This window comes from Methyloceanibacter superfactus (assembly GCF_001723305.1).
Lineage (GTDB): Bacteria > Pseudomonadota > Alphaproteobacteria > Rhizobiales > Methyloligellaceae > Methyloceanibacter > Methyloceanibacter superfactus.
Map to the genome: position 1 here is coordinate 22923 of NZ_LPWF01000002.1, position 25138 is coordinate 48060.

The 25138-nt window shown below is 65.4% G+C and carries 25 protein-coding genes, 1 tRNA gene and 3 pseudogenes; 23 read left to right on the forward strand and 6 right to left on the reverse strand.

What is annotated here, in order from left to right; translation table 11 throughout:
- The first annotated feature begins 49 nt into the window (after window positions 1–49).
- Window positions 50–1003 carry a glutathione synthase gene (gene gshB, locus AUC69_RS00115; RefSeq protein ID WP_069440360.1) on the forward strand — a complete coding sequence of 318 codons (954 nt, stop codon included), beginning with the start codon at window positions 50–52 and terminating at the stop codon, window positions 1001–1003.
- 14 nt (window positions 1004–1017) lie between these two features.
- Window positions 1018–2595, forward strand: a complete 1578-nt coding sequence (locus AUC69_RS00120) for a phytoene desaturase family protein (RefSeq protein WP_069440361.1) — start codon at window positions 1018–1020, stop codon at window positions 2593–2595.
- Window positions 2596–2607: 12 nt separating this feature from the next.
- On the opposite strand, the gene AUC69_RS00125 is transcribed toward AUC69_RS00120, so the two are convergent.
- Window positions 2608–3003 carry a 2TM domain-containing protein gene (locus tag AUC69_RS00125; RefSeq protein WP_069440362.1) on the reverse strand — a complete coding sequence of 132 codons (396 nt, stop codon included), beginning with the start codon at window positions 3001–3003 and terminating at the stop codon, window positions 2608–2610.
- Between the two features lie 324 nt (window positions 3004–3327).
- Here AUC69_RS00125 and AUC69_RS17210 point away from each other — a divergent pair, with 324 nt between their 5' ends.
- Together AUC69_RS17210 and AUC69_RS00130 are read left to right on the forward strand one after the other, a co-directional pair.
- Window positions 3328–3504 carry a hypothetical protein gene (locus tag AUC69_RS17210; RefSeq protein WP_158007958.1) on the forward strand — a complete coding sequence of 59 codons (177 nt, stop codon included), beginning with the start codon at window positions 3328–3330 and terminating at the stop codon, window positions 3502–3504.
- A gap of 76 nt (window positions 3505–3580) precedes the next feature.
- Window positions 3581–5107 (forward strand): annotated as a pseudogene (locus AUC69_RS00130) (YifB family Mg chelatase-like AAA ATPase).
- Window positions 5108–5219: 112 nt separating this feature from the next.
- Here the strand turns inward: AUC69_RS00130 and AUC69_RS17215 are convergent.
- The gene (locus AUC69_RS17215) at window positions 5220–5492 is read right to left on the reverse strand and encodes a hypothetical protein (RefSeq protein ID WP_158007959.1); all 273 of its coding nucleotides are present in this window, start codon (window positions 5490–5492) and stop codon (window positions 5220–5222) included.
- Between the two features lie 10 nt (window positions 5493–5502).
- Here AUC69_RS17215 and AUC69_RS17220 point away from each other — a divergent pair, with 10 nt between their 5' ends.
- The 7 genes and pseudogenes from AUC69_RS17220 (at window position 5503) to grpE (ending at window position 10610) form a co-directional block, all read left to right on the forward strand.
- Window positions 5503–5922, forward strand: a complete 420-nt coding sequence (locus AUC69_RS17220; RefSeq protein WP_069440364.1) for a PAS domain-containing protein — start codon at window positions 5503–5505, stop codon at window positions 5920–5922.
- 38 nt (window positions 5923–5960) lie between these two features.
- The gene (locus AUC69_RS19510; protein ID WP_425283492.1) at window positions 5961–6236 is read left to right on the forward strand and encodes a hypothetical protein; all 276 of its coding nucleotides are present in this window, start codon (window positions 5961–5963) and stop codon (window positions 6234–6236) included.
- Window position 6237: 1 nt separating this feature from the next.
- Window positions 6238–6570, forward strand: a pseudogene (locus tag AUC69_RS19515) (ATP-binding protein); the annotation flags it as partial.
- A 709-nt stretch (window positions 6571–7279) separates the two neighbouring features.
- On the forward strand, window positions 7280–7528 hold the full coding sequence (locus AUC69_RS19520) for a response regulator (RefSeq protein WP_425283493.1): 249 nt from the start codon (window positions 7280–7282) through the stop codon (window positions 7526–7528).
- 282 nt (window positions 7529–7810) lie between these two features.
- Window positions 7811–8701 carry a l-ornithine N(alpha)-acyltransferase gene (gene olsB / locus AUC69_RS00150; protein WP_069440426.1) on the forward strand — a complete coding sequence of 297 codons (891 nt, stop codon included), beginning with the start codon at window positions 7811–7813 and terminating at the stop codon, window positions 8699–8701.
- A gap of 50 nt (window positions 8702–8751) precedes the next feature.
- Complete coding sequence (hrcA, locus tag AUC69_RS00155; protein ID WP_069440366.1) at window positions 8752–9843, forward strand: heat-inducible transcriptional repressor HrcA; 1092 nt, start codon at window positions 8752–8754, stop codon at window positions 9841–9843.
- A 101-nt stretch (window positions 9844–9944) separates the two neighbouring features.
- Window positions 9945–10610 (forward strand): nucleotide exchange factor GrpE, encoded by a 666-nt coding sequence (gene grpE, locus AUC69_RS00160; protein ID WP_069440367.1) that lies wholly within the window; start codon window positions 9945–9947, stop codon window positions 10608–10610.
- 13 nt (window positions 10611–10623) lie between these two features.
- Here grpE and AUC69_RS00165 read toward each other — a convergent pair whose 3' ends face one another.
- A complete protein-coding gene (locus AUC69_RS00165) occupies window positions 10624–11220 on the reverse strand; it encodes an alpha-ketoglutarate-dependent dioxygenase AlkB family protein (RefSeq protein WP_069440368.1) in 597 nt (198 codons plus the stop codon).
- Window positions 11221–11306: 86 nt separating this feature from the next.
- Here AUC69_RS00165 and AUC69_RS00170 point away from each other — a divergent pair, with 86 nt between their 5' ends.
- From AUC69_RS00170 to AUC69_RS16745, 7 genes and pseudogenes are all read left to right on the forward strand, one after another.
- Window positions 11307–12137, forward strand: coding sequence for a methyltransferase domain-containing protein (locus AUC69_RS00170; RefSeq protein WP_069440369.1), 831 nt, complete (start codon window positions 11307–11309; stop codon window positions 12135–12137).
- A gap of 210 nt (window positions 12138–12347) precedes the next feature.
- Complete coding sequence (gene dnaK, locus AUC69_RS00175) at window positions 12348–14273, forward strand: molecular chaperone DnaK (protein WP_069440370.1); 1926 nt, start codon at window positions 12348–12350, stop codon at window positions 14271–14273.
- Between the two features lie 110 nt (window positions 14274–14383).
- On the forward strand, window positions 14384–15523 hold the full coding sequence (dnaJ, locus tag AUC69_RS00180; protein ID WP_069440371.1) for a molecular chaperone DnaJ: 1140 nt from the start codon (window positions 14384–14386) through the stop codon (window positions 15521–15523).
- Between the two features lie 101 nt (window positions 15524–15624).
- Complete coding sequence (locus AUC69_RS00185) at window positions 15625–16710, forward strand: AI-2E family transporter (RefSeq protein ID WP_158007962.1); 1086 nt, start codon at window positions 15625–15627, stop codon at window positions 16708–16710.
- Window positions 16711–16731: 21 nt separating this feature from the next.
- Window positions 16732–17295, forward strand: a complete 564-nt coding sequence (locus AUC69_RS00190; RefSeq protein ID WP_069440373.1) for an NADPH-dependent FMN reductase — start codon at window positions 16732–16734, stop codon at window positions 17293–17295.
- Window positions 17292–18010 (forward strand): annotated as a pseudogene (pyrF, locus tag AUC69_RS00195) (orotidine-5'-phosphate decarboxylase). The gene AUC69_RS00190 and the pseudogene pyrF overlap by 4 nt, the downstream one beginning before the upstream one ends.
- A gap of 54 nt (window positions 18011–18064) precedes the next feature.
- The gene (locus AUC69_RS16745; RefSeq protein ID WP_141700502.1) at window positions 18065–18334 is read left to right on the forward strand and encodes a hypothetical protein; all 270 of its coding nucleotides are present in this window, start codon (window positions 18065–18067) and stop codon (window positions 18332–18334) included.
- Here the strand turns inward: AUC69_RS16745 and AUC69_RS00200 are convergent.
- Both AUC69_RS00200 and AUC69_RS00205 read right to left on the reverse strand, forming a co-directional pair.
- Window positions 18331–18660: a DUF167 family protein gene (locus AUC69_RS00200; RefSeq protein ID WP_244500013.1), complete on the reverse strand. Its 330-nt coding sequence runs from the start codon at window positions 18658–18660 to the stop codon at window positions 18331–18333. The genes AUC69_RS16745 and AUC69_RS00200 overlap by 4 nt on opposite strands.
- A gap of 4 nt (window positions 18661–18664) precedes the next feature.
- Window positions 18665–18958, reverse strand: coding sequence for a YggT family protein (locus AUC69_RS00205; RefSeq protein ID WP_069440374.1), 294 nt, complete (start codon window positions 18956–18958; stop codon window positions 18665–18667).
- Window positions 18959–19175: 217 nt separating this feature from the next.
- Here AUC69_RS00205 and AUC69_RS00210 point away from each other — a divergent pair.
- The 3 genes from AUC69_RS00210 to AUC69_RS00220 all read left to right on the forward strand — a co-directional run bounded on the left by AUC69_RS00210 (window position 19176) and on the right by AUC69_RS00220 (window position 22503).
- Window positions 19176–19251 (forward strand) — tRNA-Ala (locus AUC69_RS00210).
- 307 nt (window positions 19252–19558) lie between these two features.
- Window positions 19559–20845, forward strand: coding sequence for a formylmethanofuran dehydrogenase (locus AUC69_RS00215; RefSeq protein WP_069440375.1), 1287 nt, complete (start codon window positions 19559–19561; stop codon window positions 20843–20845).
- Window positions 20839–22503, forward strand: a complete 1665-nt coding sequence (locus AUC69_RS00220) for a formylmethanofuran dehydrogenase subunit A (RefSeq protein ID WP_069440376.1) — start codon at window positions 20839–20841, stop codon at window positions 22501–22503. The genes AUC69_RS00215 and AUC69_RS00220 overlap by 7 nt, the downstream gene beginning before the upstream one ends.
- A gap of 126 nt (window positions 22504–22629) precedes the next feature.
- On the opposite strand, the gene AUC69_RS00225 is transcribed toward AUC69_RS00220, so the two are convergent.
- A complete protein-coding gene (locus AUC69_RS00225) occupies window positions 22630–23502 on the reverse strand; it encodes an SDR family NAD(P)-dependent oxidoreductase (RefSeq protein ID WP_158007963.1) in 873 nt (290 codons plus the stop codon).
- Window positions 23503–23717: 215 nt separating this feature from the next.
- Between AUC69_RS00225 and AUC69_RS00230 the strand changes: the two genes are divergently transcribed.
- Together AUC69_RS00230 and AUC69_RS00235 are read left to right on the forward strand one after the other, a co-directional pair.
- Window positions 23718–24788, forward strand: coding sequence for a hypothetical protein (locus AUC69_RS00230; protein ID WP_069440378.1), 1071 nt, complete (start codon window positions 23718–23720; stop codon window positions 24786–24788).
- Window positions 24785–25045, forward strand: coding sequence for a hypothetical protein (locus tag AUC69_RS00235; RefSeq protein ID WP_069440379.1), 261 nt, complete (start codon window positions 24785–24787; stop codon window positions 25043–25045). Before AUC69_RS00230 ends, AUC69_RS00235 begins: the two co-directional genes overlap by 4 nt.
- Window positions 25046–25138 lie beyond the last annotated feature (93 nt).

Sequence of the window (25138 nt, forward strand, 5' to 3'; positions counted from 1 at the left end):
CCTTTGGCGCGAGCCTCCCCGCGCATTCACGAGGAACCCATAGACCGCCATGGCTCTCAAAGTCGCCTTTCAGATGGACCCCATCGAGCGCATCGATATCCGGGGCGATTCCACCTTCGCACTCCTGCTCGAAGCGCAATGGCGCGGGCACGACGTGTTCTACTACACGCCCGCCGATCTCTCGCTACGCGACGGCAAGCTCATGGCGCAAGGTCACAGCCTGACGGTGGAGGACAAGCCTGGCGCCCATTATCGCCTGGCGCATCCGCGTAGCGTCGATCTCGCCACGTTCGACGTGGTGCAGCTGCGCCAAGACCCGCCTTTCGACATGGCCTACATCACCACGACGCATCTGCTGGAGCGCTTGCAGCCGCGGACGCTGGTGGTGAACGACCCGGCGAGCGTGCGCAACTCGCCCGAGAAGGTGTTCGTGCTCGACTTTCTCGATCTCATGCCGCCGACGCTGGTGACGCGCTCACCCGATGAGATCCGCGCCTTCCGCGACGAGCATAAGGACATCGTGGTGAAGCCGCTCTATGGCAATGGCGGCGCCGCCATCTTCCGCATCGCCGAGGGCGACACCAATCTCAACTCGCTGATCGAGCTGCTCGGCATGACGTTCCGCGAGCCGATCATGGTGCAGCGCTATTTGCGCGAGGTGCGCGCGGGTGACAAGCGCATCATCCTGGTGGACGGCCAGTTCGCCGGCGCCATCAACCGGGTGCCGGCCGCCGACGAGACGCGCTCCAACCTGCATGTAGGCGGCACGGCGGAGGCCACGACGCTGACGCCACGCGAGAAGGAGATTTGCGCGCGGCTCGGGCCGGAGCTCAGGAGGCGCGGGCTGATCTTCGCCGGCATCGACGTGATCGGCGACTACCTCACCGAGATCAACGTGACCTCGCCCACCGGCATCCGCCAGGTGCAGCAATTCGGCGGGGCCGACATCGCCGCTATGATATGGGACGTGATCGAGAAGAAGGTCGCGGCCAGGAGCGCCTAACGTCAGGGGAAATCATGAGCCAGGCGTATGATGCGATCGTTGTCGGCGCCGGACATAACGGATTGACCTGCGCCTGCTACCTGGCACGCGCTGGGCTGCGGACACTCGTCCTCGATCAGTATCATACGGTCGGCGGCATGGCGACGACCGAGGAGCTAACGCTGCCCGGCTTCAGATCGGACGTGCACGCGTTTGGCTTTCAGTTCGCCAACCTGTCCCCCGTGCCCGCAGAATTGGGGCTGTCCGATTATGGCCTCGAGCTCATTCGTCCGGATATCAACTATTCCCACGTGTTTTCCGGTGGCGGGATGATTTCGATGCATCGTGAGGTGGAGGATACCGTCGCCAGCATTGGCCGGTACTCGAAGGCGGATGCAGAAGTATGGAGACGACTTGCAGGCGATTTTGTTGAGGCGAAGGACGACATCGCGCGTTGGATGAACTCGCCGCCCACTCCGCTCGCGGTTGAAGTCGACGACTTGGCGTCGCGCCCCGGCGGAATGGATACGTACCGCGCCGGACTGCAAAGCATTCGCTCATGGAGCGAGGAACACTTCGAGTGTAAGGAAACGCGCTTGTTTATCGGCGCGTGGGCCTGTCATGTCGGCCTCGCGCCGGATGACGTCGGCGGCGGCCATATGGCCTGGCTGTTCGCATCGCTCATTCAGGAGCTGGGTAGCTGGGCAGTGAAGGGCGGCATGCACCATCTGCCGCTGGCGCTCGCGGGATATTTGCGATCCCACGGCGGCGAGACTCGCACCGGCGTCCGCGTTGCAAAAATTCTAGTCGAGAATGGCCGGGCAACAGGGGTGCGGCTGACGAGTGGCGAGGACATCGGCCTCACGCCTCAGGGCGTCATCGCGTCCAATGTCGATCCGCGCCAACTCATCGTTGAGCTTCTCGGCGAGGAGGGCGTCGGACGCGATCTTGTCGCCAAGATGCGGCGTTACGAATGGGGCGATGCGTATCTGGTCATCTATCTGGCGCTCGATGCACCCGTGACATACGCGGCCGGACCGGATGCGCAAGCCAGCGCCTATGTGCACACATCGGAGCCGTCGTTCGAATATTTGTCTCGCATCTACACGGAATGCCGGAGCGGCCAGTTGCCTGCTCATCCCTTCGTGGCAATGATGAACGACTCGACGATCGATCCCAGTCGAGCGCCGGCCGGCAAGGCCGTCATGAAACTCCTTGTGCACAACGTGCCCTACGACATTACTGGCGACGCAACCGGTAAAATCGATGGTCGAACATGGGATGAGGTGAAGGAGCCCTACGCCGACTATCTCATCGACTATCTCACGGAAACATATGCACCGGATTTGAAGGGTAATATCCTCAAGCGGGTCGTGCATTCGCCCGTCGACATCGAACGCCTGATGGTGAGCGCCGTTCATGGCACGGTGACGCATGGCGCGATGCTGCCCTATCAGATCGGCTCAATGCGTCCACTGCCAGAGCTCGCGCAGTATCGGGCGCCCATCCCGAACGTCTATCTCTGCGGTTCGGGCAGTCATCCAGGCCCGGGCATCACCATGGCGCCTGGACGAAATTCCGCTCAGGTCATGCTGGCAGACTTGTCCGCTTAGAAGCGCCGAGGTTCAAGCAGGACGCGCACGCTTCCGGCCGAACACGCCCCAGGCGTTCGCCGCGAGGCCTAGGCCCCAACCGAGCGCCACCCAATACCACCACCATGAGTCGGGCGTGGTGATGAGATTGACCACGATAAGGAGCGCAATCACCGCCACATAGGCGAAGAGGTGGACGGCGAAGCCGCGCACCTTGGGATCGCTGAATACGCGTTCGGGGCGGTTCGTCTTACGGAGCAGAAGCGCGAGCCCGTGCGCGGCCACGCCGATGCCCCAGCCGAGCGCCACCCAGATGACCCAGAGATTGTCCGGCGATCGCCAAAAATTGAGCGCCGCCAACAGGGCGACCACAACGACGTAGACGGCGAAGTTGATCAGGAAGGCGCGGACGCGGGGGTCCTTGGTCATGGCGGCGATACCTCTGAAGGGCGATACCTCTGAAAGGAGCGGCGTCCGGATGCGAATCGCTCAGTTGCGCGACGCCGCCCTAACCAACAACAATAGCGGCCCCGGTGCAATTTCGGCGAGCATACGCCATGCAGAGTTGGGTCGTTCTCATTGCCGTCGTCGCCGTGATGATCGCCAATATTCCGGCGGTCATGCAGCAATGGCGTGACGATCGGCCGGGCTTCATTAAGACGCTGTGGATGGTCGTGGCTATCTCGCCTATGTGGCGCTCGGCATCTGGCTCATGCTCGCCGTCATGGCTCCCGTCGGCGCGAAGGGTCGGGCGTGCTGTTCGCCATCGGCTTCCTGCTCTCCTGGATCTTCTATGGCGGGCTCATGCTGATGCGCGCCGTGCCGCGTTATCGCGAGCCGCCGCGTTGGCTCATGCATTTCGGCATCGCCGACATCGTGCTGCTGGGCGTGCTGCTCGGCTGTCTCGCCGGCTATCTGCTGACACGATAGATGTTCCCTTATTGTTCTTGCTGGACGCCCTGGCTTTGGCTACACTCGCCAGAGGCCGGAAACGGGGGGTTTCATCATGTTCGCGCGGGTCACCACGGTCGCCTTTGAAGGCATCGAGGCGCGCGCCGTGGACGTGCAAGTCCAGATCAGCCCCGGCATGCCCGCCTTCACCATTGTCGGCCTGCCGGACAAGGCGGTGGCCGAGAGCCGCGAGCGGGTGCGCGGGGCCCTCAACGCCATCGGGCTCGCGTTGCCGCCGAAACGCATCACCGTCAATCTGGCGCCGGCCGACCTGCCGAAGGAAGGCAGCCATTACGACCTGCCCATCGCGCTCGGTGTGATGGCGGCCATCGGCGCGGTGGCGCCGGACGCCATCGAGAGCTATTGCGTGCTCGGCGATGGCGCTGACGGCTCAATTGCCGCGGTCGCCGGCGCGCTCCCTGCGGCCATCGGGGCGAATGCGCTGCGCAAAGGGCTAATCTGCCCGGGCGCGTGCGGGGCGGAGGCGGCCTGGGCTGCGGCCGATATGCCGATCCTAGCGCCCACCAACCTGCTTCAGCTCATCAACCACTTCAAAGGCCTCCAGAGTCTGCGGCGGCCCGAGCCCATCCCCGATCCCGGCGATGCGGCCATGCCGGATCTCGAGACATCAAAGGTCAGGAGACGGCCAAGCGCGCGCTGGAAGTGGCCGCCGCCGGCGGTCATCACCTGCTGCTCGCCGCCCGGCGCGGGCAAGTCCATGCTGGCGCGGCGGCTGCCCTCCATCCTGCCGCCGCTCGAGCCCTCCGAGATGCTGGAGGTGAGCATGATCCGCAGCCTCGCCGGCGACCTTGCCGGCGGGCGCATCGGCCGGGCACGGCCGTTCCGCGCGCCGCATCACTCGGCGAGCATGGCGGCGCTGGTGGGCGGCGGCACGCGTCCCCGGCCGGGCGAAGCCGCGCTCGCCCATCTCGGCGTGCTGTTCCTCGACGAACTGCCCGAGTTCAATCCGCAAGTGCTCGACGCATTGCGCCAGCCGCTCGAGACCGGCGAGACGGTGATCGCGCGGGCCAATCACCGCATCGCCTACCCCTCGCGCATCCAGCTCATCGCCGCGATGAATCCGTGCCGTTGCGGCCACGCGGGCGAGCCCGGCTATGTGTGCCGCCAGGGGCGGGGGTGCGCCGAGCGCTATCAGGCGCGCATCTCGGGGCCCATGCTCGACCGGATCGATCTGCAGATCGAAGTGCCAGCCGTCTCGGCCGCCGATCTCGTCCTGCCGCAGTCTAGCGAAGACAGCGCCGCGGTGCGGGCCCGAGTCACGGCAGCCCGGCAGGCGCAGACCGCGCGTTACGCGGCACTCGGCCTCCCGCGCATCCGCACCAATTCGGACTGTGACGGGGCACTTCTGGAAGATATCGCCGCACCCGGGGCCGAGGGTCTCCGGCTGCTCCGCGATGCGGCGGGTGCGCTGTCCTTGAGCGCGCGCGGCTATCACCGGACCTTGCGCGTCGCCCGCACGCTGGCCGACCTCGACGGCGCGGACAAAGTCGCCCGCATCCATGTGGCCGAGGCCTTGAGCTATCGCGGCGAGACCTTGCGCCGGGCCCAAGCGGCGGCCTGAACCGCCTAAACCCGCCAAAAACGCGTCCGCTAAAGCCTTTTTCAAGCTTTCTCTGGTCTTCTGGCGCCAATGAAACCGCCAGGGCAAAAGCCCCGGTGATAATCAAACGGCGTCAACAGTGCAGCGTAAGATACGGCAGAGCTTCGGCGCTGATTGCGCCGGCGGGATTGGCTTGCGGGTGGCGCTTGCGGTCCTCGGCGTGGGCCTCATCGGGCTCTCCGCCTACATGCTCGGCCTCACCACCACGCTCGTCCTGTCGCCGCTGGTCATCGGCGTGGTGATGCTCGCCTTTCTCGCTGACCGCAAATCCGAGACCGGCAATGCGCGGCTCGAGCAGTTGGCGTCGCGTCTCGACTCGAGTCTTGAGTCCCTCAAGGATCTGCAATGGGAGGTGCGTGAGCGCGAAACGCGCTATCGCGACCTGCTCGACCATCAGGCGACGTCATCCTGCGCCGCGATGCGACGAGCGGCTGTCCTTCGTCAACGACGCCTTCTGCCGGACCTTCGGCATGGAGCGCGAGGCGGCGCTCGGGCAAGTGTTCCATCTCCCGGTTCTCGACGATCGCGACGAGCAAGACTTCCCCGAGGGCGGCTCCGAGCGGAAGAGCCGGGTGGTGGAGCTGTCGACCGCCGCCGGGCCCCGCTGGTTCGTGTGGGAGGACTTCGCCGTGGCCGGCCACGACGGCGGCGTCAGCGAGATCCAGAGCGTTGGCCGCGACATCACCGAGCAGCGGGCCGCGGAGCTGGCGCTGGCGGACGCGCGCGACCACGCGATGACCGCGAGCCACGCCAAGTCGCGCTTCTCGCCTCCATGAGCCACGAGATTAGGACGCCGATGAACGGCATCCTTGGCATGACCGGGCTCCTGCTCGATACCGAACTGTCGCCCGAGCAGCGCACCTATGCGCGGGCCATCTCCACCTCGGCGACGACGCTGCTGTCGCTCATCGACGAGTGCTCGACTTCTCCAGATCGAGGCTGGCAAGATCGAGCTGCGCTCGGCGCCGTTCGACATCGCCGACGCGGCGCAAGGCGTGGTCGAGCTCTTGGCGCCACGCGGCCGGGACAAGGGTCTGGAGATCGGCTGGTACGCCGCGCCCGACCTGCCGAAGACGGTGATCGGCGATGAGATGCGCGTGCGGCAGATCCTGATGAATCTCATGAGCAACGCCATCAAGTTCACGGACCTTGGCGGCGTGGCCCTGACGGTCGGGCTCGTACCCGGCGAGCCGCAGGGCGGCAAGGCCGTGTTGCGCTTCGCGGTGCGCGATACCGGACCCGGCGTGCCGCCGACGGCGATCGAGCGAATCTTCTCCGAGTTCGAGCAAGGCGAGCAGGGTCCGGCGCGGCGGCATGGCGGCACCGGGCTGGGGCTCGCCATCTCCAAGCGGCTCGTGGAGGAAATGGCCGGCCGCATCGACGTCACCAGCGTGCCCGGCGCCGGCGCGACCTTCACGGTCGACCTGCCCTTCGCCACCCCGGCGCACGTCATGCGCGTCGACGAGGCCTGGCCGCGGCCACAGGCGGGCGAGCGCGTGCTGCTGGTGCTCGACGGAGCCATCGAGGCGGCTCTGGTCGGCGACCTTCTCGTCGCCATGGGCGCCAGCGTCGCCCGCGTGAAAGCGAAGGACGCCCCACGGGTGGCGGCGGACGCCGCCGAGAACGGCATGCCATTCAGCGCGCTTCTCACCGACAAAGCCAATGTGGAGGCCGGTGCCGGACAATTGCTGCCCCTACTGAGCCCCGCTTCATCCAAGCGGCCGACGGCAAGAGCGGTGGTGATCATCGATCCGAGCGAACGTAGCAACCTTCCGCGATTTCGCGCTCATGGCTTCAACGGCTATCTGGTGCGGCCGCTCCGGCCACTGTCGACCTTGACGCAACTCTTCGACGGCGCCGGCGCGGCGCACACCAAGCCTGCCGCGGAGACCGGCTTGCTGCGGCTCCATCCCCTGCCCCTGGGCGCCGACGCGGCCGCGGGGCTCGCCGTCCTGCTCGCCGAGGACAACGACATCAACGCGCTGCTCGCCACCACGGTCCTGGAGAAGTCCGGTGCCCGCGTCGTGCGTGCCCGCGACGGCGCCGAAGCGGTCTCGAAGGCCGCCGACGATCACGCCGACGGCGGCGGGCCGTGGCTTCGACGTAATTCTGATGGATATCCACATGCCCGACATGGACGGGGTGGAGGCGGCGCAGCGGATCCGGGCCCTCTACCCGGCGGCGGCGCAAGCCGGTACGGGCCGGCCACCGATCGTGGCGCTCACCGCCAACGCTTTCGCCGAGGACAAGGCGGAATATCTCGCCGCCGGGCTCGACGACTATCTGGCCAAACCCTTCGAGAAGCAGGATTTGGCCGCGCTGCTCGCCCGCTGGCGGGCCGGGGCGGCGCATGGCGGGCGGACCGGCTCAGGCGCGGCCTAGCGCCACGGCGTAAGCGGCCGTTTCCTTCGCTATCCCCAGGCTGTCACATAGACTTCGAATTGGTTTGCTAACCGGCTACCGTTGTGGCCGAATCGGGACGACCGTAGGCATTGCGCTGTGTCGGTGGCTGCGCAGTCCCGTGGCGCGTTACTCCCAATTTGCGAAGCGGGCTATTGCATGACGATGAAGCCGACGTCGGGACGCTTTACGGGCAGAATTCGCGGTGGGGCCATGTTTCCAGGGCTGATGTTCAAGCCCGGCCAAGGCGCCGGTCTGCCGTTCATGGGACGGCGAAAATTCCCCGCTGCCGGTCTTCGCGGCCGGTTCCAGCCGCCCAAGGTTTATGGCCGAATCGGTCAGCTCGAAGTGCGGCTCGCCCGCAAGAAGAGCGAGATTCGCCGCGCTCAACGCCTTCGCTACAAAGTGTTCTACGAGGAGATGTCGGCCGTTCCCGGCGCGCTCGCCCTGTTGTCGCGGCGCGACGAGGACACCTACGACCCGATCTTCGATCATCTTCTCGTGGTCGACAGCGGCGATCCCGCCAAGCAGGGGCGCTGGCGCCGGTCGCAGGTGGTCGGCACCTATCGCGTGCTGCGCCAAGACGTGGCTGAGCTGCATGACGGCTTCTACACGCAAGGCGAATACGACATCGCGCCGCTGATCCAGGCCAAGCCGGATTACAGCTTCATCGAGCTCGGCCGTTCCTGCGTGCTCAAGCCGTATCGCAACCGCCGCACGCTCGAGCTTCTATGGCAGGGCGTCTGGTCTTATGTGCGCGAGCACAGCGCCGACGTGATGATCGGCTGCGCCAGCTTCCCGGGCACGGACCCCAAAGCGCACGCGCTGGCCTTGAGCTTCCTCCATCACAACTCGCTGGCACCAGAGGACTGGCGGGTGCGGGCGCACGATCACTTGCGCGTCGATATGAACATGATGCCGCGCGAAGCGGTCGACATGCGCGCCGCGCTCAAGGCCCTGCCGCCCTTGATCAAGGGTTATTTGCGGGTCGGCGCCTTTGTCGGCGACGGCGCCGTCATCGATCACCAATTCGGCACCACCGACGTCTTCGTCGTCATGCCGGTCGAGGCGATCAAGACCCGCTATTTCGCTCATTTCGGCGCGCCGGATGAGTTGAACGGGCCGGCGGCGCCGGAGTTCGGTCCCCTTAACTAGAAGTTTCAGCGCGTTTGACGGCGACCGGGGCGGCTCCTAAGTTCCCCGGCATGGGTCATCCCGACGTCAAAGGTATCCTTGCGGCCGAGGCCGCGGCGGGCTTGCGCCAGCTCAACGAGCGGTCGCGCGAGATCTTCAAGCGTGTCGTCGAGACATATCTGGAGACCGGCGAGCCGGTCGGCTCGCGCAATCTGAGCCGCGCCCTGCCGATGACGCTGTCGCCCGCCTCGGTGCGCAACGTCATGTCCGACCTAGAGAGCCTCGGCCTCATCTACGCACCGCATACGAGCGCCGGGCGGCTGCCGACCCAGACGGGCCTGCGCTTGTTCGTCGACGGCCTGCTGGAGATCGGCGACATCACCGAGGCCGAGCGTCACGAGATCGAAAGCCGCATGGTCGCCGGCGGGCGCCGGCGCGGCGTCGAGGATTTCCTGGCGGAAGCCGGCGAGATGCTGTCGGGACTGTCGCGCTGCGCCGGCGTGGTGCTGGCCGAGAAGCAGAGCAAGAGGCTCCGCCAAGTGGAGTTCGTCAGTCTCGGCCAAGGCAAGGCGCTCGCCGTACTGGTCGGCGAGGACGGCGACGTGGAGAACCGTATCGTCTCGGTTCCCGAAGGGCTGCCGCTGTCGTCGCTCACCGAGGCGACGAACTATATCAACGCGCGGATCGGCGGGTTGACGTTGGCGGAGGCCCGCACCCGCATCGAGGCCGAAATCGAGGCTCGGCGCGCGCAGCTCGACGAGCTGACAGCCAGCGTGGTCACCGACGGGCTCGCCACCTGGTCGGGCGACGGCGACGACCGCCAGAGCCTGATCGTGTGCGGCCGGGCGCATCTCCTGGAAGACGTCAAGGCGATGGAGGATCTGGAGCGGGTACGGCATCTGTTCGAGGATCTCGACGCCAAGAAGGACCTGATCCAGCTACTCGGCCTGGCCGAACGGGCCGAGGGCGTGCGCATCTTCATCGGCTCGGAGAACAAGCTGTTCTCCCTGTCGGGCTCGGCGCTCATCGTGTCGCCGTTCGAGGACAGCGAGCAGCGAATTGTCGGCGTGCTCGGCGTCATCGGGCCGACCCGCCTCAACTATGGGCGCATCATCCCCATGGTTGATTACACGGCAAGGTTACTCGGCCGGCTTGTTCCTTGAGCGCGGGGCACCCATGTTCGGTGCCTTGTCCCTTGATTTTTGCCCGCTCACGGTTGATACCCCGAACAACCCAACTGAACTCCAATCGCCGAGGCTAGACCATGCCCGACGACACCAACGATCCGCGTGAGGCCAACGAGGATCAGGCGAAAGCTGCCGAGTCCGCCAAGGCCGAGACGCAAGACATGAGCGACGATGCAGGCCTCGAGGTCGGCGCCGATCTCGAAACGCTGCTCGCCGAGAACGCCGACATGCGCGACAAGCTGCTGCGCACCATGGCCGACATGGAAAACCTGCGCCGCCGCACCGAGCGCGAGAAGGCCGACACGGCGCGCTACGCCATCTCCAATTTCGCCCGTGACGTGCTGACCATTGGCGACAATCTCAAGCGGGTGATCGAGCACGTGCCGGCCGATGCCGCAGCCCAGGACCCGGCGCTCAAGAGCTTCCTCGAAGGGGTCGAACTCACCGAGCGCGAGCTGCTCAACATGATGGAGCGCCATGCGTCACCAGCCTCGAGCCCCTCGGGCCAGCGCTTCGACCCGAACTCGCAGCAGGCCATGTACGAGGTGCCGAACACCGACGTGCCGGAAGGCACCGTGGTCGAAGTGATGCAGGCCGGCTACATGATCGGCGACCGCTGCTTGCGCCCGGCGCTGGTGGCCGTGTCCAAGGGCGGCGCCAAGCCGGCACCGCAAGCCAAGCCCGGCAACGGCTTCGGTCCAGGCGGCCCGGCCAATGACGACTTCCCGGCCGGCGGGGACTAGAGCAGGTTTAAGCTCAACCTAGCCTGGTCACCCGCCGCAAAGTGAGGTTGAAGCGGCCGCCTTCATCGAGAAGGTTCGAGGTGCCGGGAAGCACCCGGTCGATGCCGTGAAAGGCGAGCCGGTCTTCGCCACCCAGCACGAACACATCCCCGGACTTCAGCTCGAATTTTTGCGTCGGACTTTTGCGGGTGGTGCCGCCGACGCGGAAGATGCCGGTGTCTCCGAGCGACACCGACAGCACCGGGGCATCGAAATCCGCCTCGTCCCGGTCCTGATGCAGCCCCATCTTGGCGGCGCCCCCATAGTAATTGATGAGGCAAGCTTCCGGCGGATGCGGGTAGCCGGCCACTTCGTTCCACAAGGCGAGGAGCATTGGCGGGATGGCCGGCCAGGGCTCTCCTGTCACCGGATGGGTGGTCTGGTAGCGGTAGCCGCGCTCCTTGTCGGTGACCCAGCCGAGCGGGCCGGCATTGGTCATGCGCACCGACATCGGCTTGCCCGAGCGCGGCATGGTCGGCGTGTAGAGCGGCGCTTGGGCGATGATCCGCCGAATCTCCCCCAGCAGGATGCTTTGCGCGCCCGGGTCGAGCTGTTGCGGATAATATGTCACCCGATCTTTGCTCCGCCTCAGTGCTGTCCTACGGTCCCGCGTCATAGCGCATCGGCGCCGCATGAGGACCCCTTTGACGAGGATGCATGGGAAACCCGCAGACCAGCAATCCTGACGGCTATATCCACACGCGCGATGCTGACGAGTATCAGCGCCTGCGTGACCAGGCGGCCATGTGGCAGGGCGCCACCGAGGCCCTACTCGATCGGGCCGGGCTCGGCCCCGGCATGACCTGCCTGGACGTGGGCTCGGGCCCGGGCTCGGTGATGCGGCTGATGGCGGACCGGGTCGGCGCATCGGGCCATGTCACGGGTCTCGAGATCGACGGAAAGTTGGGCGCCCAGGCGCTGGCCGATCTGAAGGCCCAAGGCGGCGCCGAATTCGCCCATGTGGAGGCCGACATGCTTCAGGCAGCGGCGGTCCCCGGCGGTCCGTTCGATCTCACCTATTGCCGGCTGTTCCTCATGCATATGCAGGACCCGGTCGCGGTGCTGGAGAAAATGCTCGCCTGGACCAAGCCGGGCGGCGTGGTGGCGGCGCAAGAGTTCGACTTCGGGGCGATCGCCGTCGAGCCGCTCTGTCCCGCCATGGGCGAGTTCAACCGCCTGTTCGAAGGCGTGTTCAGAGGGCACGGGCGCAATCTGAGGGCCGGGCGCCAGCTTCCGGCGCAGTTCGAAGCGGCCGGAATCGGCGCCCCCAGCGGCACGCTGGCGGAGGTCAAATACATTCCGCTTGGTCAGATGGCGGCAATGCTAATCGGCGTTTACCAAGGACTTTTCGCCTCAGCTGCCGAACTTGGTATCGCCGATACGGCAAGAGCCGAGGCATTCAAACGGGACATGGCCGAGGCCGCCGCCGATGGGCGCTATTACTGCCTGACGCCAATCCTCATCGGAGCGTGGAAGCGCGTGCCGTGAATTCTCATTTTCGGACGCTTGTGCGCGACCCGCTTCTCCTTGCGGGCCATAGGGTTGCCACCTATATAACCGCGGAGCGCCGCCGGGTTCAGTCGGCGGGTGCGGCGAAACGATGGGGACCGACCCGCGCCAATCGAAATGCGAAGCGCGTGAGATGATCCCGGGTGCCTCGATAGGGCCCGGACGGTTTGCCAGAAAGAGAGGCTCGCAATGGCGAAAGTAATCGGAATCGATCTCGGCACGACCAACTCCTGTGTCGCGGTCATGGAGGGGAAGAACCCCAAGGTTATCGAGAATGCTGAGGGCATGCGCACGACGCCGTCCATGGTGGCGTTCACCGACGACGGCGAAGTCCTCGTAGGACTGCCTGCCAAACGCCAAGCCGTCACCAATCCCGAGAATACCTTCTTCGCCATCAAGCGCCTGATCGGCCGCCGGTGGGAAGATCCCACGGTGGCGAAGGACCAAAAACTGGTCCCCTACCAGCTGGTCAAGGCCGACAACGGCGACGCCTGGGTCGAGTCCCACGGCAAGAAATATTCGCCGTCGCAGATCTCCGCCTACATTCTGCAGAAGATGAAAGAGACGGCTGAGTCCTATCTCGGCCAGACGGTCGAGCAGGCCGTCATCACCGTCCCCGCCTATTTCAACGACGCCCAGCGCCAAGCGACCAAGGATGCCGGCAAGATTGCGGGCCTCGAAGTGCTCCGCATCATCAACGAGCCGACCGCCGCGGCGCTGTCCTATGGGCTCGAGAAGAAAGAGGGCCAGACCATCGCCGTCTATGACTTGGGCGGCGGCACCTTCGACGTCTCGGTGCTCGAGATCGGCGACGGCGTGTTCGAGGTGAAGTCGACCAACGGCGACACCTTCCTCGGCGGCGAAGACTTCGACATGCGTATCGTCGATTACCTCGCCGACGAGTTCAAGAAAGAGAACGGTATCGACCTGCGCTCCGACAAGCTGGCGCTGCAGCGTCTGAAGGAGGCCGCCGAGAAGGCGAAGATCGAGCTGTCCTCGACGCAGCAGACCGAGATCAACCTGCCCTTCATCACCGCCGATGCATCGGTCCCGAAGCATCTGACCATGAAGCTCACGCGGGCGAAGCTCGAGAGCCTGGTCGACGATCTGATCCAGAAGACCATCGGCCCGTGCCAGGCGGCGCTCAAGGACGCCGGGCTCAAGCCCGCCGAAATCAGCGAGGTGATCCTCGTCGGCGGCATGACCCGCATGCCGAAAGTGGTCGAGACGGTGAAGACCTTCTTCGGCAAGGAGCCCCATAAGGGCGTGAACCCGGACGAGGTGGTGGCCATCGGCGCCGCCATTCAGGCCGGCGTGCTACAGGGCGACGTCAAGGACGTTCTGCTGCTCGACGTGACGCCGCTGTCGCTCGGCATCGAGACCTTGGGTGGCGTGTTCACCCGTCTGATCGACCGCAACACCACCATCCCGACGAAGAAGAGCCAGGTGTTCTCGACCGCGGAAGACAATCAGAACGCGGTGACCATCCGCGTCTTCCAGGGCGAGCGCGAGATGGCGGCCGACAACAAGATGCTCGGTCAGTTCGATCTCGTCGGCATTCCGCCGGCGCCGCGCGGCGTGCCGCAGATCGAGGTTACCTTCGACATCGACGCCAACGGCATCGTCAACGTGTCGGCTTCCGACAAGGCCACGGGCAAGGAGCAGTCGATCCGCATCCAGGCGTCCGGTGGCCTGACCGACGCCGATATCGATCGCATGGTGCAGGAAGCCGAGAGCCATGCCGAGGACGACAAGAAGCGCCGCGAACTGGTCGAGGTCCGCAATCAGGCCGAGGCCCTCGTCCATTCGACCGACAAGATGCTGAAGGACTTCGGCGACAAGGTTTCGGCCGAGGACAAGGCGGCGGTGGAAGCCGCTGTCGCCGAGCTCAAGACCGCCACCGAGGGCGAGGACGTGGAAGCCATCAAGCAGAAGGTCGACGAGGTGGCACAGGCCTCCATGAAGCTCGGCGAGGCGATGTATAACGCAAGCCAAGGCGCCGCCGGCGCCGAGGGCGAGGCCGGTCCGTCGGCCGATGCCGGCGGCTCCGACGAGAAAGTGGTCGATGTCGACTTCGAAGAAGTCAAAGACGACGACGACAAGAAATCGGCCTAGTGTAAGAAATTGGCGCGGAGCCCTCTTCGGAGGGTTCCGCCTGACGCCCAACAAGAGGCTTGTGCGCCGCCGCCGCGAGCGGTTCGGCGGTGTGAAGGTCCGGAGGGGTGATGGCAAAACGGTGCTACTACGACATACTGGGCGTTGATCGCGGCGCCGGCGAAGGCGACATCAAATCGGCCTTCCGCCGTCTCGCCAAGGAATGCCACCCCGACACGTGCAACGGCGACCCCACCGCCGAGCAGCGCTTCAAGGAAGCCAACGAAGCCTACGAGGCGCTGAAGGACCCGCAGCGCCGGGCGGCCTATGACCGCTTCGGCCATGCGGCCTTCGACGGCGGCGGCATGGGCCCGGGCGCGCATAATTTCGGCGCGGACTTCTCGGCCTCGATGTCGGCCATGTTCGACGATCTGTTCGGCGAGTTCATGGGGCAGCGCCGGCCGCGGCAGCGCTCGGCGCGCGAGCGCGGGGCCGATCTGCGCTACAACATGGAGATCGAGCTCCGCGAAGCCTATCAGGGCAAGACGGCGCAGATCCGCGTGCCCACGTCCGTCACCTGCGACGATTGCTCCGGCTCGGGCGCCAAGACGGGCACGTCCCCCACGTCGTGCCGCACCTGCGGCGGCATCGGCAAGGTGCGGGCGAGCCAAGGCTTCTTCACCATCGAGCGGACCTGTCCCAGCTGTCAGGGCGCGGGCGAGACGATCGAGACCCCTTGCCCGTCCTGCAACGGCGCGGGGCGCGTGATGCGCGAGCGCACGCTGTCGGTGACGATTCCCGTTGGCGTCGAAGACGGCACCCGTATCAGGCTCGCCGGCGAAGGCGAGGCCGGTGTGCGCGGCGGCCCGCCGGGCGACCTCTACATCTTCCTATCGATCAAGCCGCATGAGTTCTTCCAACGCGACGGCGCGGATCTGTTCTGCCGCGTGCCGATCTCGATGACGACGGCGGCGCTTGGCGGGCAGATCGAGGTGCCGACCATCGACGGCGGCCGCAGCCGGGTGAAGATCCCGGAGGGCAGCGAAAGCGGCAAGCAATTCCGCCTCAAAGCCAAAGGCATGCCGGTGCTGCGCTCCAAGCAGCAAGGCGACCTCTATATTCAGGTGGAGGTCGAGACGCCGAAGAACCTGTCGCGCAAGCAGCGCGATCTGCTCAAGGCCTTCGAGGAGGCCTCCAATCCGAATACGAGCCCGGATTCGGCCGGCTTTTTTGCCCGGGTAAAGGAGTTCTTCGAGGGTATCGGCGAGTAGCGCCTATCCCTTCTCGGCCCCTTTGACGTACATTGGGGCGATCCTTCCGCCCCGCGCGCCCGTCCCGCATCAGCTCTTCGCGCGCCTCAAGCGAGATGACGATGCCCGGCGATCCTGCCAAAAACAGCCCGGCGAAGTCGCCCGACTTCCACGAGCCCAAGGTCACCGCGCGGGCGGCCAAGGCCACGGCCGGCGCCCTTGCGGTCGTCGCACTCGCATTCGTCCTCTGGTACGCGCAGACGGCGATCCTGCTCACCTTCGCCGGCATCCTGCTCGCCATCGTGCTCTATGGCGCGAGCCGAGCGCTTGCCGAACTCACCGGCCTGCCGCGCATGCTGATGCTTGGCGTGGTGGCGCTCGCCATTCTGGGCGGCCTCGTCCTTGCCGGATGGACCGCGGGACCGACGCTCGGGACCCAGGTGGCGCTGTTGGCGCAAAGCATCGCCACCGGGGCGACCATGCTCACCTCCCAGCTCGCGAGCTTCGTCGACCGGACCGCGTTCCTCGAGAAGATCGACTTGGTTCAGGTCCTCGGAAATTTCATGAGCCAGTGGGGTATCGCCACCGGCGCGACCTCGGTCGCCATGTCCGTGTTCGGCTTGTTCAGCGCCGGGCTGATCGTGCTGTTCTTCGGCGTGTATCTCGCCGCCGATCCGCATACCTACGTCAATCTGGTGTCGCGGCTCGCGCCGGAGGACAAGCGGCAGACGCTCATCGACCTGCTTCACGAGACCGGCGACCTGCTTCGCCGCTGGCTGATCGGCCAGTCGATCACCATGTCGGTGACCGGCGGCTTCACCTATCTCGGACTGCTGATCCTCGGCGTGCCGATCGCCTTCGTGCTGGCGCTGTTCGCCGGGCTCGCATGCTTCCTGCCCTATCTCGGACCGATCATCGGCGCCATCCCGATCATTCTGGTCGCCGGCGGCGAGAGCTTCAACATGGCGCTGTGGGCGCTCGGTCTCTATTGCTGCGTCCAGTTCCTGGAGAGCTATCTGCTGACGCCGCTGATCCAGGCGCGCGCAGTGTCGATGCCGCCGGCGATGGTGATCCTGAACCAGCTCGTGTTCGGCGCCGTGTTCGGACTTCTCGGCTTGGCGCTCGCAACGCCGCTCGCGGCCGCCGCAACCGTGCCCTTGCGTCATGTGTTCAATAAGGGCGAGGACGGAAACAACGACGGCGCTTGACGCGCGAAGCAGGAGATTTGCATGCGATTGTTGTTTTTTGCCGGTAGCGCCCGGGAGGGGTCGCACAACAAGAAGCTCGCCCAGCTCGGTCAGCAGATCGCGGCGGCCAACGGCATCGAGGCGGTGTTCGCGGACCTGGCCGACTATCACATGCCGATCTATCACGGCGACCTGGAAGACGACCAAGGCGTGCCGGATCGGGCCCTCGCCTTCAAGGCGCTGCTGGAGGCGTATGACGGCGTGCTGATCGTGACGCCCGAATACAACGCCTCCATCCCACCGCTGCTGAAGAACACGCTCGACTGGGTAAGCCGCGTGAAGTCCGCGGAGGACGTATACAAGACCCGTGTGTTCGCCATCTCGGGCGCCTCGCCCGGCTATTACGGCGCCATGCGGAGCCTGCTCACCTTGCGGCAGATCCTTGAAGTCGGCCTCGGCGCCACCGTCATCCCGCAGCAGATGGCGCTGCCCCGCGCCAGCCAGGCCTTCGAGGCGGACGGCAGCCTGAAAGACGAGAACCAGCAGAAGATGTTCGCCAGCGTGATCGAAGCGCTCGCCGTTGCCGCAAGGAAATTCGCCTCATGAGCCAACAAGCCCCGACCCTCAACCCCAAGGACCGGATCATCGTCGCGTTAGATGTGCCCGACCTCGATGAGGCGCGCGATCTCATCGCCAAGCTCGGCGACAGCGTCGGCGTCTACAAGATCGGGCTGGAGCTCATCTTCGCCGGCGGGTTGACGCTGGCGCGCGCGCTCGTCGACGACGGCAAGCGCGTGTTCCTCGACGCCAAGCTCCTCGACATCGAGGCGACGGTGGAGCGGGCGACGGCGGCGATCGCCAAGACGGGCGCGCATTTCCTCACCGTGCATGCGACCGACCGCAAGACGCTCGATGCGGCGGTGCGCGGCCGGGGCGACAGCGGGCTGAAGCTGCTCGGCGTCACCGTGCTCACCAATCTCGACCGCGCGGACCTCTCGCAACAAGGGATCGAGATGCCGCCGCTGGCGCTCGTGCAAGAGCGCGCGCGGCTGTCGCAAGACGCCGGCTTCGACGGCATTGTCGCCTCGGGCAAGGAGGCGGCGGCCTTGCGCGAGCGCTTGCGCAATTTCCTGATCGTCACGCCCGGCATCCGCCAGGAAGGCACGGACGCCCAGGACCAGGCGCGCGTGGTAACGCCGAAGACCGCCGTCGAATCGGGCGCGATTATCTCGTGGTGGGACGGCCCATCACCCGCGCCCTCGATCCGCGCGCGGCGGCGCTTGCCATCGCCAAGGAGATCGCCGGCGGGGCGAGAAGCTGATCTGAATCAGAGCGGTCTCGCCAAACTTGGCTATGCCGATCTTCGCCAACCCCAATGGAGGAGATCGTCATGGGTAAGAAGGAAGGTGCTACGACCTCTGAAAACATCAAGATCCTGACGGACAAGGACCAGCTCGGCTCTGCGGGCGCAAGTGGCACGACTACGTCGGCCGGGTCCAGCGGCACCACGACATCGGCAGGGCCAGCGGCAGCACGACCGGACCGGCCGCTCAGTCGGAGAATGTCCTCGATCTTTCGACCGGCGATCAGCCGCCGCATGAAAAACCGCAGAAGAAATAGCACCGGCGAAGGCTGGAAGCGCTAGCCCGCGCGCAGCGCGGCAACGCTGCTCTCGATCGCTTCGGTCAGCGCATCCGGCGCGCCGTCGATGGCGACTTGCTTCAGGCGGGACTTGCCGCCTTGGGCGACCTTCACCGCGGACGGCGGCAGCCCTAGCCATTTGGCGATGAGCTTTTCGAGGCTCTGGTTGGCGCGGCCATTCTCTGGCACCGCCCGCACGCGCGCCTTCAGCACCGCTTCGCTGCCGAAGTCCTCGACGCCCACGACCTCGTCGCGCCCGGATTTCGGCGTCAGCCGCACAGGGACCAGCACGCCCGTGGCGGTGTGGCGGACATTGAGGCGCAGACCCACCCGGCTAGAGGAAGGCCGGCAGGATCCAGCCGAGCAGCACCACGTCGCGAATGAACAGGAGGAACAGGATCAGAATCACCGGCGAGATGTCGATGCCGCCGAGATTGGGCAGGATGCTGCGAATCGGCCGCAAGGCCGGCTCCGTCACCCGGTAGAGCATGTCGGCGAGGGTGTAGACGAAGCGATTGCTGGTGTTCACCACGTTGAAGGCGATCAACCAGCTCAAGATCGCGCCCGCGATGATGACCCAGATATACAGGTCGATGACGAGTACGATGAATCCGATCAAAGGCACCATGAAAAGGCCCCTCCGCACGCGGCCCGGCCACCATGTAGCGGAGACGCCCCGCCAAGGGCAAGTCTTGGCAGGCCCGTTGGTTAGCCATCCCGGGCAAAAAGTCGGGCGCGCCCCTCGTCTTTTCGGTTGCCGAATTCCGGCTTGCGCCCGAATGACGCGGTCCGCCCGCCCCCTCGCTTGACAGGCATGGAGGCCGCTCCCTAAATGCGGGCTGTCTGGGGCCGTAGCTCAGTTGGGAGAGCGCAGCAATCGCACTGCTGAGGTCGTCGGTTCGATCCCGTCCGGCTCCACCATTCCACTCTGATATTGTTAAAAAAAGTAGGCTTCTTTGGCCTGAACCAATCTGCCTACCAACTATTTTCGGCGGACAGCACGCGCCGCCAACGCTGCCCTCGCCCGGCGGGCACGCGGGATAAAAGAAGCCAAGCGGCGCTACACAGACAACGGCAAGGCGGACACCCGCATTTGTACTGTCCAAGGCGCGCAGCTGGGCCGCGGACGGCGCGCTGCGTTTGTCTTTAAGTCCTCTCACAACCAGACGAGTTGTTTCCCGTCGCGTGCTGTGCATACTTGCTCAGCCTCGGAAGGGGATCCCGCCACATGACCGCGACTTCAGAGTTGTTCGAGAGCGTCGCATGCCCGTTTTGCGGCATGATCTGCGACGACCTCTCGGTTGAGCGCAACGCCGATGGGCTCAAGGTTCGCAAAGCCGGTTGCGGCCGTGCTGTCGCAGGCTTCGAGCGCAAGCTCCCGGCCGCCAGTCCGCAGGTGCGAGGCAGGGATGTGCCGCTCAGCGAGGCCGTCGCGGCCGCGGCCGATTTGATCGGCAAGTCGGCGTTGCCGCTCTATGGCGGGCTGGCCACCGATGTCGAAGGCATGCGCGCGGCCATGGCGCTTGCCGAACGCTCGGGCGGCGTCGTTGACCACGCCTTGAGCGAAGCGCAGTACCGCAATTTCAAAGTGCTTCAGTCCGTGGGCTGGACTTTGTCGACCTTGACCGAGACGCGTAACCGCGCCGATCTCATCATCATCGCCGGCACCGACGTCGCGGCGCTGCATCAGCGCTTTTTCGAGCGGATCGTCGCGCCCAAAGAGTCGATGTTCGGTGTCACGGCGAAGAAACGCACCGTCGTCATCATCGGCAAGGGGCTCGACCAAGCGGCGCGGAAAGCAAGCGTTGGCAAGGTGGTGACGCTTCCCTGCAAGCCCGACCAGGCTGGCGAGGTCATCGGCGCGCTCCGCGCGCGGCTGCGCGGCTTCAGTTTGGACAAGCTCGACATCGGCGGGGTGAAGCTCGCTGACATCGATGCGCTCGCCGAGCTCTGTCGCGAGGCGAAATACGGCGTTGTGGTCTGGGCGCCCGCCGCCTTCGACGTGCCGCACGGCGAGATGTCCGTCGATCAGATTGCCGGGCTCGTGAAGGACCTCAATACGACCTCCCGGTTCGCGGGACTGCCGCTTGGTGGTGCGGAGGGCGCCACCACTGCGGCGTCCGTCGCCACTTGGCAGAGCGGCTATCCCTTACGGGTCAGCTATGCGAGCGGTGCGCCGGAGTTCGATCCCTATCGCTATTCGATCGCTCGCATGCTTGAGGCGGGCGAGGGCGATCTGCTGGTCTGGACCTCCTCCTATTCGCCGGAGCTTGCGCCGCCTGCGACCAAGCTCCCGGCCATCGTGCTCGGCACGCCCGGCATCAAGCTGCCCCAGTCGACCGAAGTCTTCATTCCCATCGGCACACCGGGGGTCGACCATGCCGGCCGGCTGATCCGCGTCGATGCCGTGGTGTCCTTGCCGCTGAAGAATCTCGGCCGCAGCGATCTGCCGTCCGCCGCGGACGTGCTCTCGGGCATCGAAGCCGCACTTTGGGTCTGGAGTCTTCCATGCTGATCAAATTGACGGGTGGCAAAGTCTACGATCCTGCCAACAAGGTGTCGGGCGAACTCCGCGACATCTACGTGGAGGACGGCAAGATCCTGGCTGGCGTGCCTGACGCCCGGCCCGATCAGACCTACGACATCCGCGGCAAGGTGGTCATGGCCGGCGCCATCGATCCACATACCCATATCGGCGGCGGCAAGATGACCATCGCCCGCATGCTGCTGCCTGAGGACCATCAGGGCGATCCCGTCGCCCGCACCGAGCTGACACGCGCCGGCTGCGGCCATGCCGTGCCATCTACCCATCTCACCGGCTACCGTTATGCCGAGATGGGCTACACCGCCTGCTTCGAGCCGGCCATGCTGCCGGCCAATGCGCGCCAGGCGCATATGGAGATGGGCGACACACCCATGGTCGACAAAGGCGCCTTCGCCATGCTGGGCAGCGACGACTTCTTCCTGCGCCAGCTCTCGGAGAAGAAGGATTTCGAGGCCATCAAGGATTACGTCGCCTGGACCATGCACGCGGCGCAAGCCATCGCGGTCAAAGTGGTCAATCCCGGCGGCATCAGCGCCTTCAAGTTCAACCAGCGCAAGCTCGATCTCGATGAGGAGCATGCTTATTACGGCGTGACGCCGCGGCAGATCATTCTCAATCTGGCGCGCGCGCTGAAAGAGCTCGGCGTCACCCATCCGCTTCATATCCACGGCTGCAATCTAGGCGTGCCCGGCAACATGGAGACCACGCTCGACACCATCCGCGCGGCGGATGGCCTGCCCATCCACCTCACCCACATCCAGTTCCATTCCTACGGCACAGAGGGAGATCGCAAATTCTCTTCCGGCGCGCCGCAGATTGTCGAGCTTCTCAACAAGACGCCGAACATCTCCATCGATGTAGGCCAGGTCCTGTTCGGCCAGACCTGCACGGCGTCGGGTGACAGCATGCGCCAGTATGCCATCGGCAAGAGCGCGCACCCGAAGAAGCCCGTGACCATGGATATCGAATGCGACGCGGGCTGCGGGGTGGTGCCCATGCGCTACAGAGACAAGAGCTTCGTCAACGCGCTGCAATGGACGATAGGGCTGGAGACCTTCTTATTGTTTGAGGACCCGTGGCGCCTCTTCCTCACCACCGATCATCCGAACGGCGCGCCGTTCTACACCTACCCGCATCTGATCCGGCTGCTCATGGACAAGAGCTTTCGTGACGAGATGTTCCAGAAGCTCAACGCGGACGCGCAATCGCAGAGCATTCTGCCTTCTCTCAAGCGTGAATACACGCTCGACGAGATCGCCATCCTGACGCGCGCCGGCCCGGCACGGAGCCTGGGCCTCAAGGATCGCGGGCATTTGGGCGCGGGCGCCGCCGGCGACATCACCGTCTACAAGGACAACAAAGACCGCGAGGCGATGTTCGCTACACCCGAGCTGGTGTTCAAGAACGGCGAGCTGATCGTCAAGAACGGCAAGGTGGTGAAGGTGGTGCAAGGCGCGACCCATGTGGCCCGCCCCGACTACGATCGCTCCATCGAAAGGCCGCTGAAGGATTATTTCGAGCGCTTCCACACCGTGTCGCTGGAGAACTTCAAACTTGCCGACGACGAGATTGTCACCGGCGACAAGGGTTCAATCGTCGTCCAGCCCACCGCTGCGCGGATGGCTTAGCCAAAACCTTATCCCCGCCCACGAAATCGCGCTTTACATTCATACGGTGTTTGGCTCTTGGGGATGCGTAACCGGGATCGTGTGCCCATCTGGGGCTTGGCAGAGCTGTCGCGGCGTCGCTCCCTTCTAGGTCTTCGACTTGGGCTCGGAGCCGGGCGGTTTCCAGCCCTTGGGCCATTGCAGATTGCCTTGCGCATCGCGCACGCGGAAGAACCAGCCGACCGCCGGAATGAGCATGACCCCCGGCACGAAACGCACGCCGTTGGCGATGATGCGGTTGATCCAGCCTTCGATGATCACCCAATTGCCGCGCATGAAGCGCCGATAGGCGGTGGCGGCCATTTCGTCCGGAGTCATGCGCGGGAGAAAGACCATGTAGCGCGAATATTCGGCGCCCGCCTTCTCGTGCATCGTGGTTTCGATCGGACCGGGCGTGACGACGCAGATGCGCACATTGGTGCCGAATACCTCCCAGGCCAGCGCCCGGCTCCAAGAGATCATGAAGGCCTTGGTCGCGGCATAGGTGGCCTGATACGGCACGGGCATGAAGCCTTCGACCGAGGCAACGTTCAGCACGCCCCCCTTGTCCCGCGCCAGCATGTCGGGAAGGAGACGGCGCGTCAGATCGACCGCCGCGCGGATGTTGAGATCGACGATCTTGAGCAGCGTCGCCGGGTCCTGCTCCTGGAAGAATCCGGCGATCATGATGGCGGCGTTGTTGACGAGGGACTCGGCATAGAGCCCCTTCTCGCGCAGCGCCTCGACGACGCGCTCGCAGCCCTCAGCCGTGGACAGGTCGCACGCGACAGTGTGGACCGGAACGTTGTATTGCGCCGAGACCTCGCGCGCCGCCGTGGCGAGCGTCGCTTCGGTGCGGGCGACGAGGAGCAGCGTGTGGCCCGTCTTGGCGAACTCGTTGGCCAGCGCGCGTCCGATGCCTTGCGTGGCTCCGGTGATGACGGCGGCCGGAGCCAGCGGCTTCGATCTGTCGTCACTCACGTTCATGTCCATCCAATGCCATTTTCTGGGTGCCCAATGCGCCAGAAGCCAGCCGCGCCGGCAAGCAATCACCTAACACGCGATTCTGCAAGTGGATGCGGCGCGTGGCGCCGGTAACCGTCACGCCGTCGCGCGTTTGGGCGCTGCCGCCGGGCCGCGTTAGACTGATTTTGGGCCCGTGGCTCCGACGACTCGTATCAAGGAAGTGTTTGCGTATGTTTTCATTTGGTTCCCCGCGTCTCCCCCTGCTGGCGCTGTTCGGCCTCCTTGCCGGCGTCGCCGCCGCCGAAGCTGCCGAAGCGTCCCTCGGCGCGGCGGTCAAGAAGGCCGACGGCAAATATCTCGAAGCTCCCGAAACCGGGATGGTCGACAGCTCGCCGACCATCGTGGTCGGCGGCGGCGAGGACGGCCTGCCGCCGCTCGACGAGGAAATTTCGCTCGGGCCGCTACGGGTCACGCTCACCTATGTGGAGGTCGACCCGGAGGAGGTAAAGGCACCGCACCCCACTGAGCTTCCCGGCGACGCGGACGAGATGGCGCCCGAGGTGGTCCCCGGCGAGGAGGCTGACGGCGAGGACCTCCCGCCTGTCGAGGATATTCCGGAAGAGGCGATGCTGCCCGATGAGACCGGGATCGGCGAGCGGGTGTATCGCGCGCCCGTGGTGACCGTGTATTTCGACGATCCCAATCCGCCGGCGCCCCCGGCGGCGGCGGATGCCGGAGGCCCGGCGAGCGGTGAAGGCTCCGATCCCGGCGGTCAGACTCCCGATGCGGGCGATCTCGGCGACGAGACTGACACAGATCAGAAACCGACCGGGAAGCCTGCCGATGCGCCGGCCGAGACGGCCGAGGCCCAAGTCCCCGCCGGTCCCCGTGTGGTGGCCAGACTGCAAGGCGACAGCGCTGGCTTCTCTGATCCGCCGGTGAGCGTGCAGATCGCGCAGCTCGATGCCAGCACGCCCTATCCGGAAGTGATCGTGTCCTTCTTCACCGGCGGCGCCCATTGCTGCTCGGTGACCCATGTCATCGCCGGCAACAAGGACGGCTCGGAATGGCGGACGGTGGATGTGGGTGAGTTCGACGGCGGGCCGATGCTGTCGGTCGATCTCGACGGCGACGGCACTCACGAGTTCGAGACCCGCGACAATGCCTTCCTCTACGCCTTCGCCTGCTACGCCTGCTCGGAAGCGCCGCTCCAAGTGCTGGGATTCGAGGACGGCAAGGTCAAGGACGTCAGCGCCGAGCCGCGCTTCAAGCCGGCGCACGCGCCTGGCTCAAGAATATGATCCTGGGCGTTCCGGAGCAGGAGGTGAACGGCTTCCTGGCGGGCTACGTGGCCCAAAAGATCAGGCTCGGCGAAGGCAAGGAAGCCTGGGCCCTGATGAAGCAATATTACGACCGCAACACGGATTGGGGCCTCGAGATCTGCGATCAAGAGCTTGATGGCGAGACCGGCGAATGCCCGGGCGAAACGCAGAAGGTGACGTTTCCGGAAGCCCTCGAACGTATGCTTAAGAAAAATGGATATATGATCGGGGGCTGAGCCCGGACCTCCCGAATTCCGCCAGGAACGCAAAATCCGACCGGAACACAAGGGGCCTGGGCGCCGTTTGTCCTGTCTGGCCCCTTTTTCCGG

Coding starts and splice junctions, on each gene's coding strand:
- AUC69_RS00170 (WP_069440369.1), top strand. CDS start 11,307: ATGGGAAACCCGCAGACCAGCAATCCTGACGGCTATATCCACACGCGC.
- hrcA (WP_069440366.1), top strand. CDS start 8,752: ATGGGTCATCCCGACGTCAAAGGTATCCTTGCGGCCGAGGCCGCGGCG.
- grpE (WP_069440367.1), top strand. CDS start 9,945: ATGCCCGACGACACCAACGATCCGCGTGAGGCCAACGAGGATCAGGCG.
- AUC69_RS00235 (WP_069440379.1), top strand. CDS start 24,785: ATGATCCTGGGCGTTCCGGAGCAGGAGGTGAACGGCTTCCTGGCGGGC.
- dnaK (WP_069440370.1), top strand. CDS start 12,348: ATGGCGAAAGTAATCGGAATCGATCTCGGCACGACCAACTCCTGTGTC.
- dnaJ (WP_069440371.1), top strand. CDS start 14,384: ATGGCAAAACGGTGCTACTACGACATACTGGGCGTTGATCGCGGCGCC.
- AUC69_RS00185 (WP_158007962.1), top strand. CDS start 15,625: ATGCCCGGCGATCCTGCCAAAAACAGCCCGGCGAAGTCGCCCGACTTC.
- AUC69_RS00190 (WP_069440373.1), top strand. CDS start 16,732: ATGCGATTGTTGTTTTTTGCCGGTAGCGCCCGGGAGGGGTCGCACAAC.
- AUC69_RS00120 (WP_069440361.1), top strand. CDS start 1,018: ATGAGCCAGGCGTATGATGCGATCGTTGTCGGCGCCGGACATAACGGA.
- AUC69_RS19510 (WP_425283492.1), top strand. CDS start 5,961: ATGACCGGGCTCCTGCTCGATACCGAACTGTCGCCCGAGCAGCGCACC.
- AUC69_RS00230 (WP_069440378.1), top strand. CDS start 23,718: ATGTTTTCATTTGGTTCCCCGCGTCTCCCCCTGCTGGCGCTGTTCGGC.
- AUC69_RS00125 (WP_069440362.1), bottom strand. CDS start 3,003: ATGACCAAGGACCCCCGCGTCCGCGCCTTCCTGATCAACTTCGCCGTC.
- AUC69_RS00215 (WP_069440375.1), top strand. CDS start 19,559: ATGACCGCGACTTCAGAGTTGTTCGAGAGCGTCGCATGCCCGTTTTGC.
- AUC69_RS00220 (WP_069440376.1), top strand. CDS start 20,839: ATGCTGATCAAATTGACGGGTGGCAAAGTCTACGATCCTGCCAACAAG.
- AUC69_RS19520 (WP_425283493.1), top strand. CDS start 7,280: ATGGACGGGGTGGAGGCGGCGCAGCGGATCCGGGCCCTCTACCCGGCG.
- olsB (WP_069440426.1), top strand. CDS start 7,811: ATGGGACGGCGAAAATTCCCCGCTGCCGGTCTTCGCGGCCGGTTCCAG.
- gshB (WP_069440360.1), top strand. CDS start 50: ATGGCTCTCAAAGTCGCCTTTCAGATGGACCCCATCGAGCGCATCGAT.
- AUC69_RS00205 (WP_069440374.1), bottom strand. CDS start 18,958: ATGGTGCCTTTGATCGGATTCATCGTACTCGTCATCGACCTGTATATC.
- AUC69_RS16745 (WP_141700502.1), top strand. CDS start 18,065: ATGGAGGAGATCGTCATGGGTAAGAAGGAAGGTGCTACGACCTCTGAA.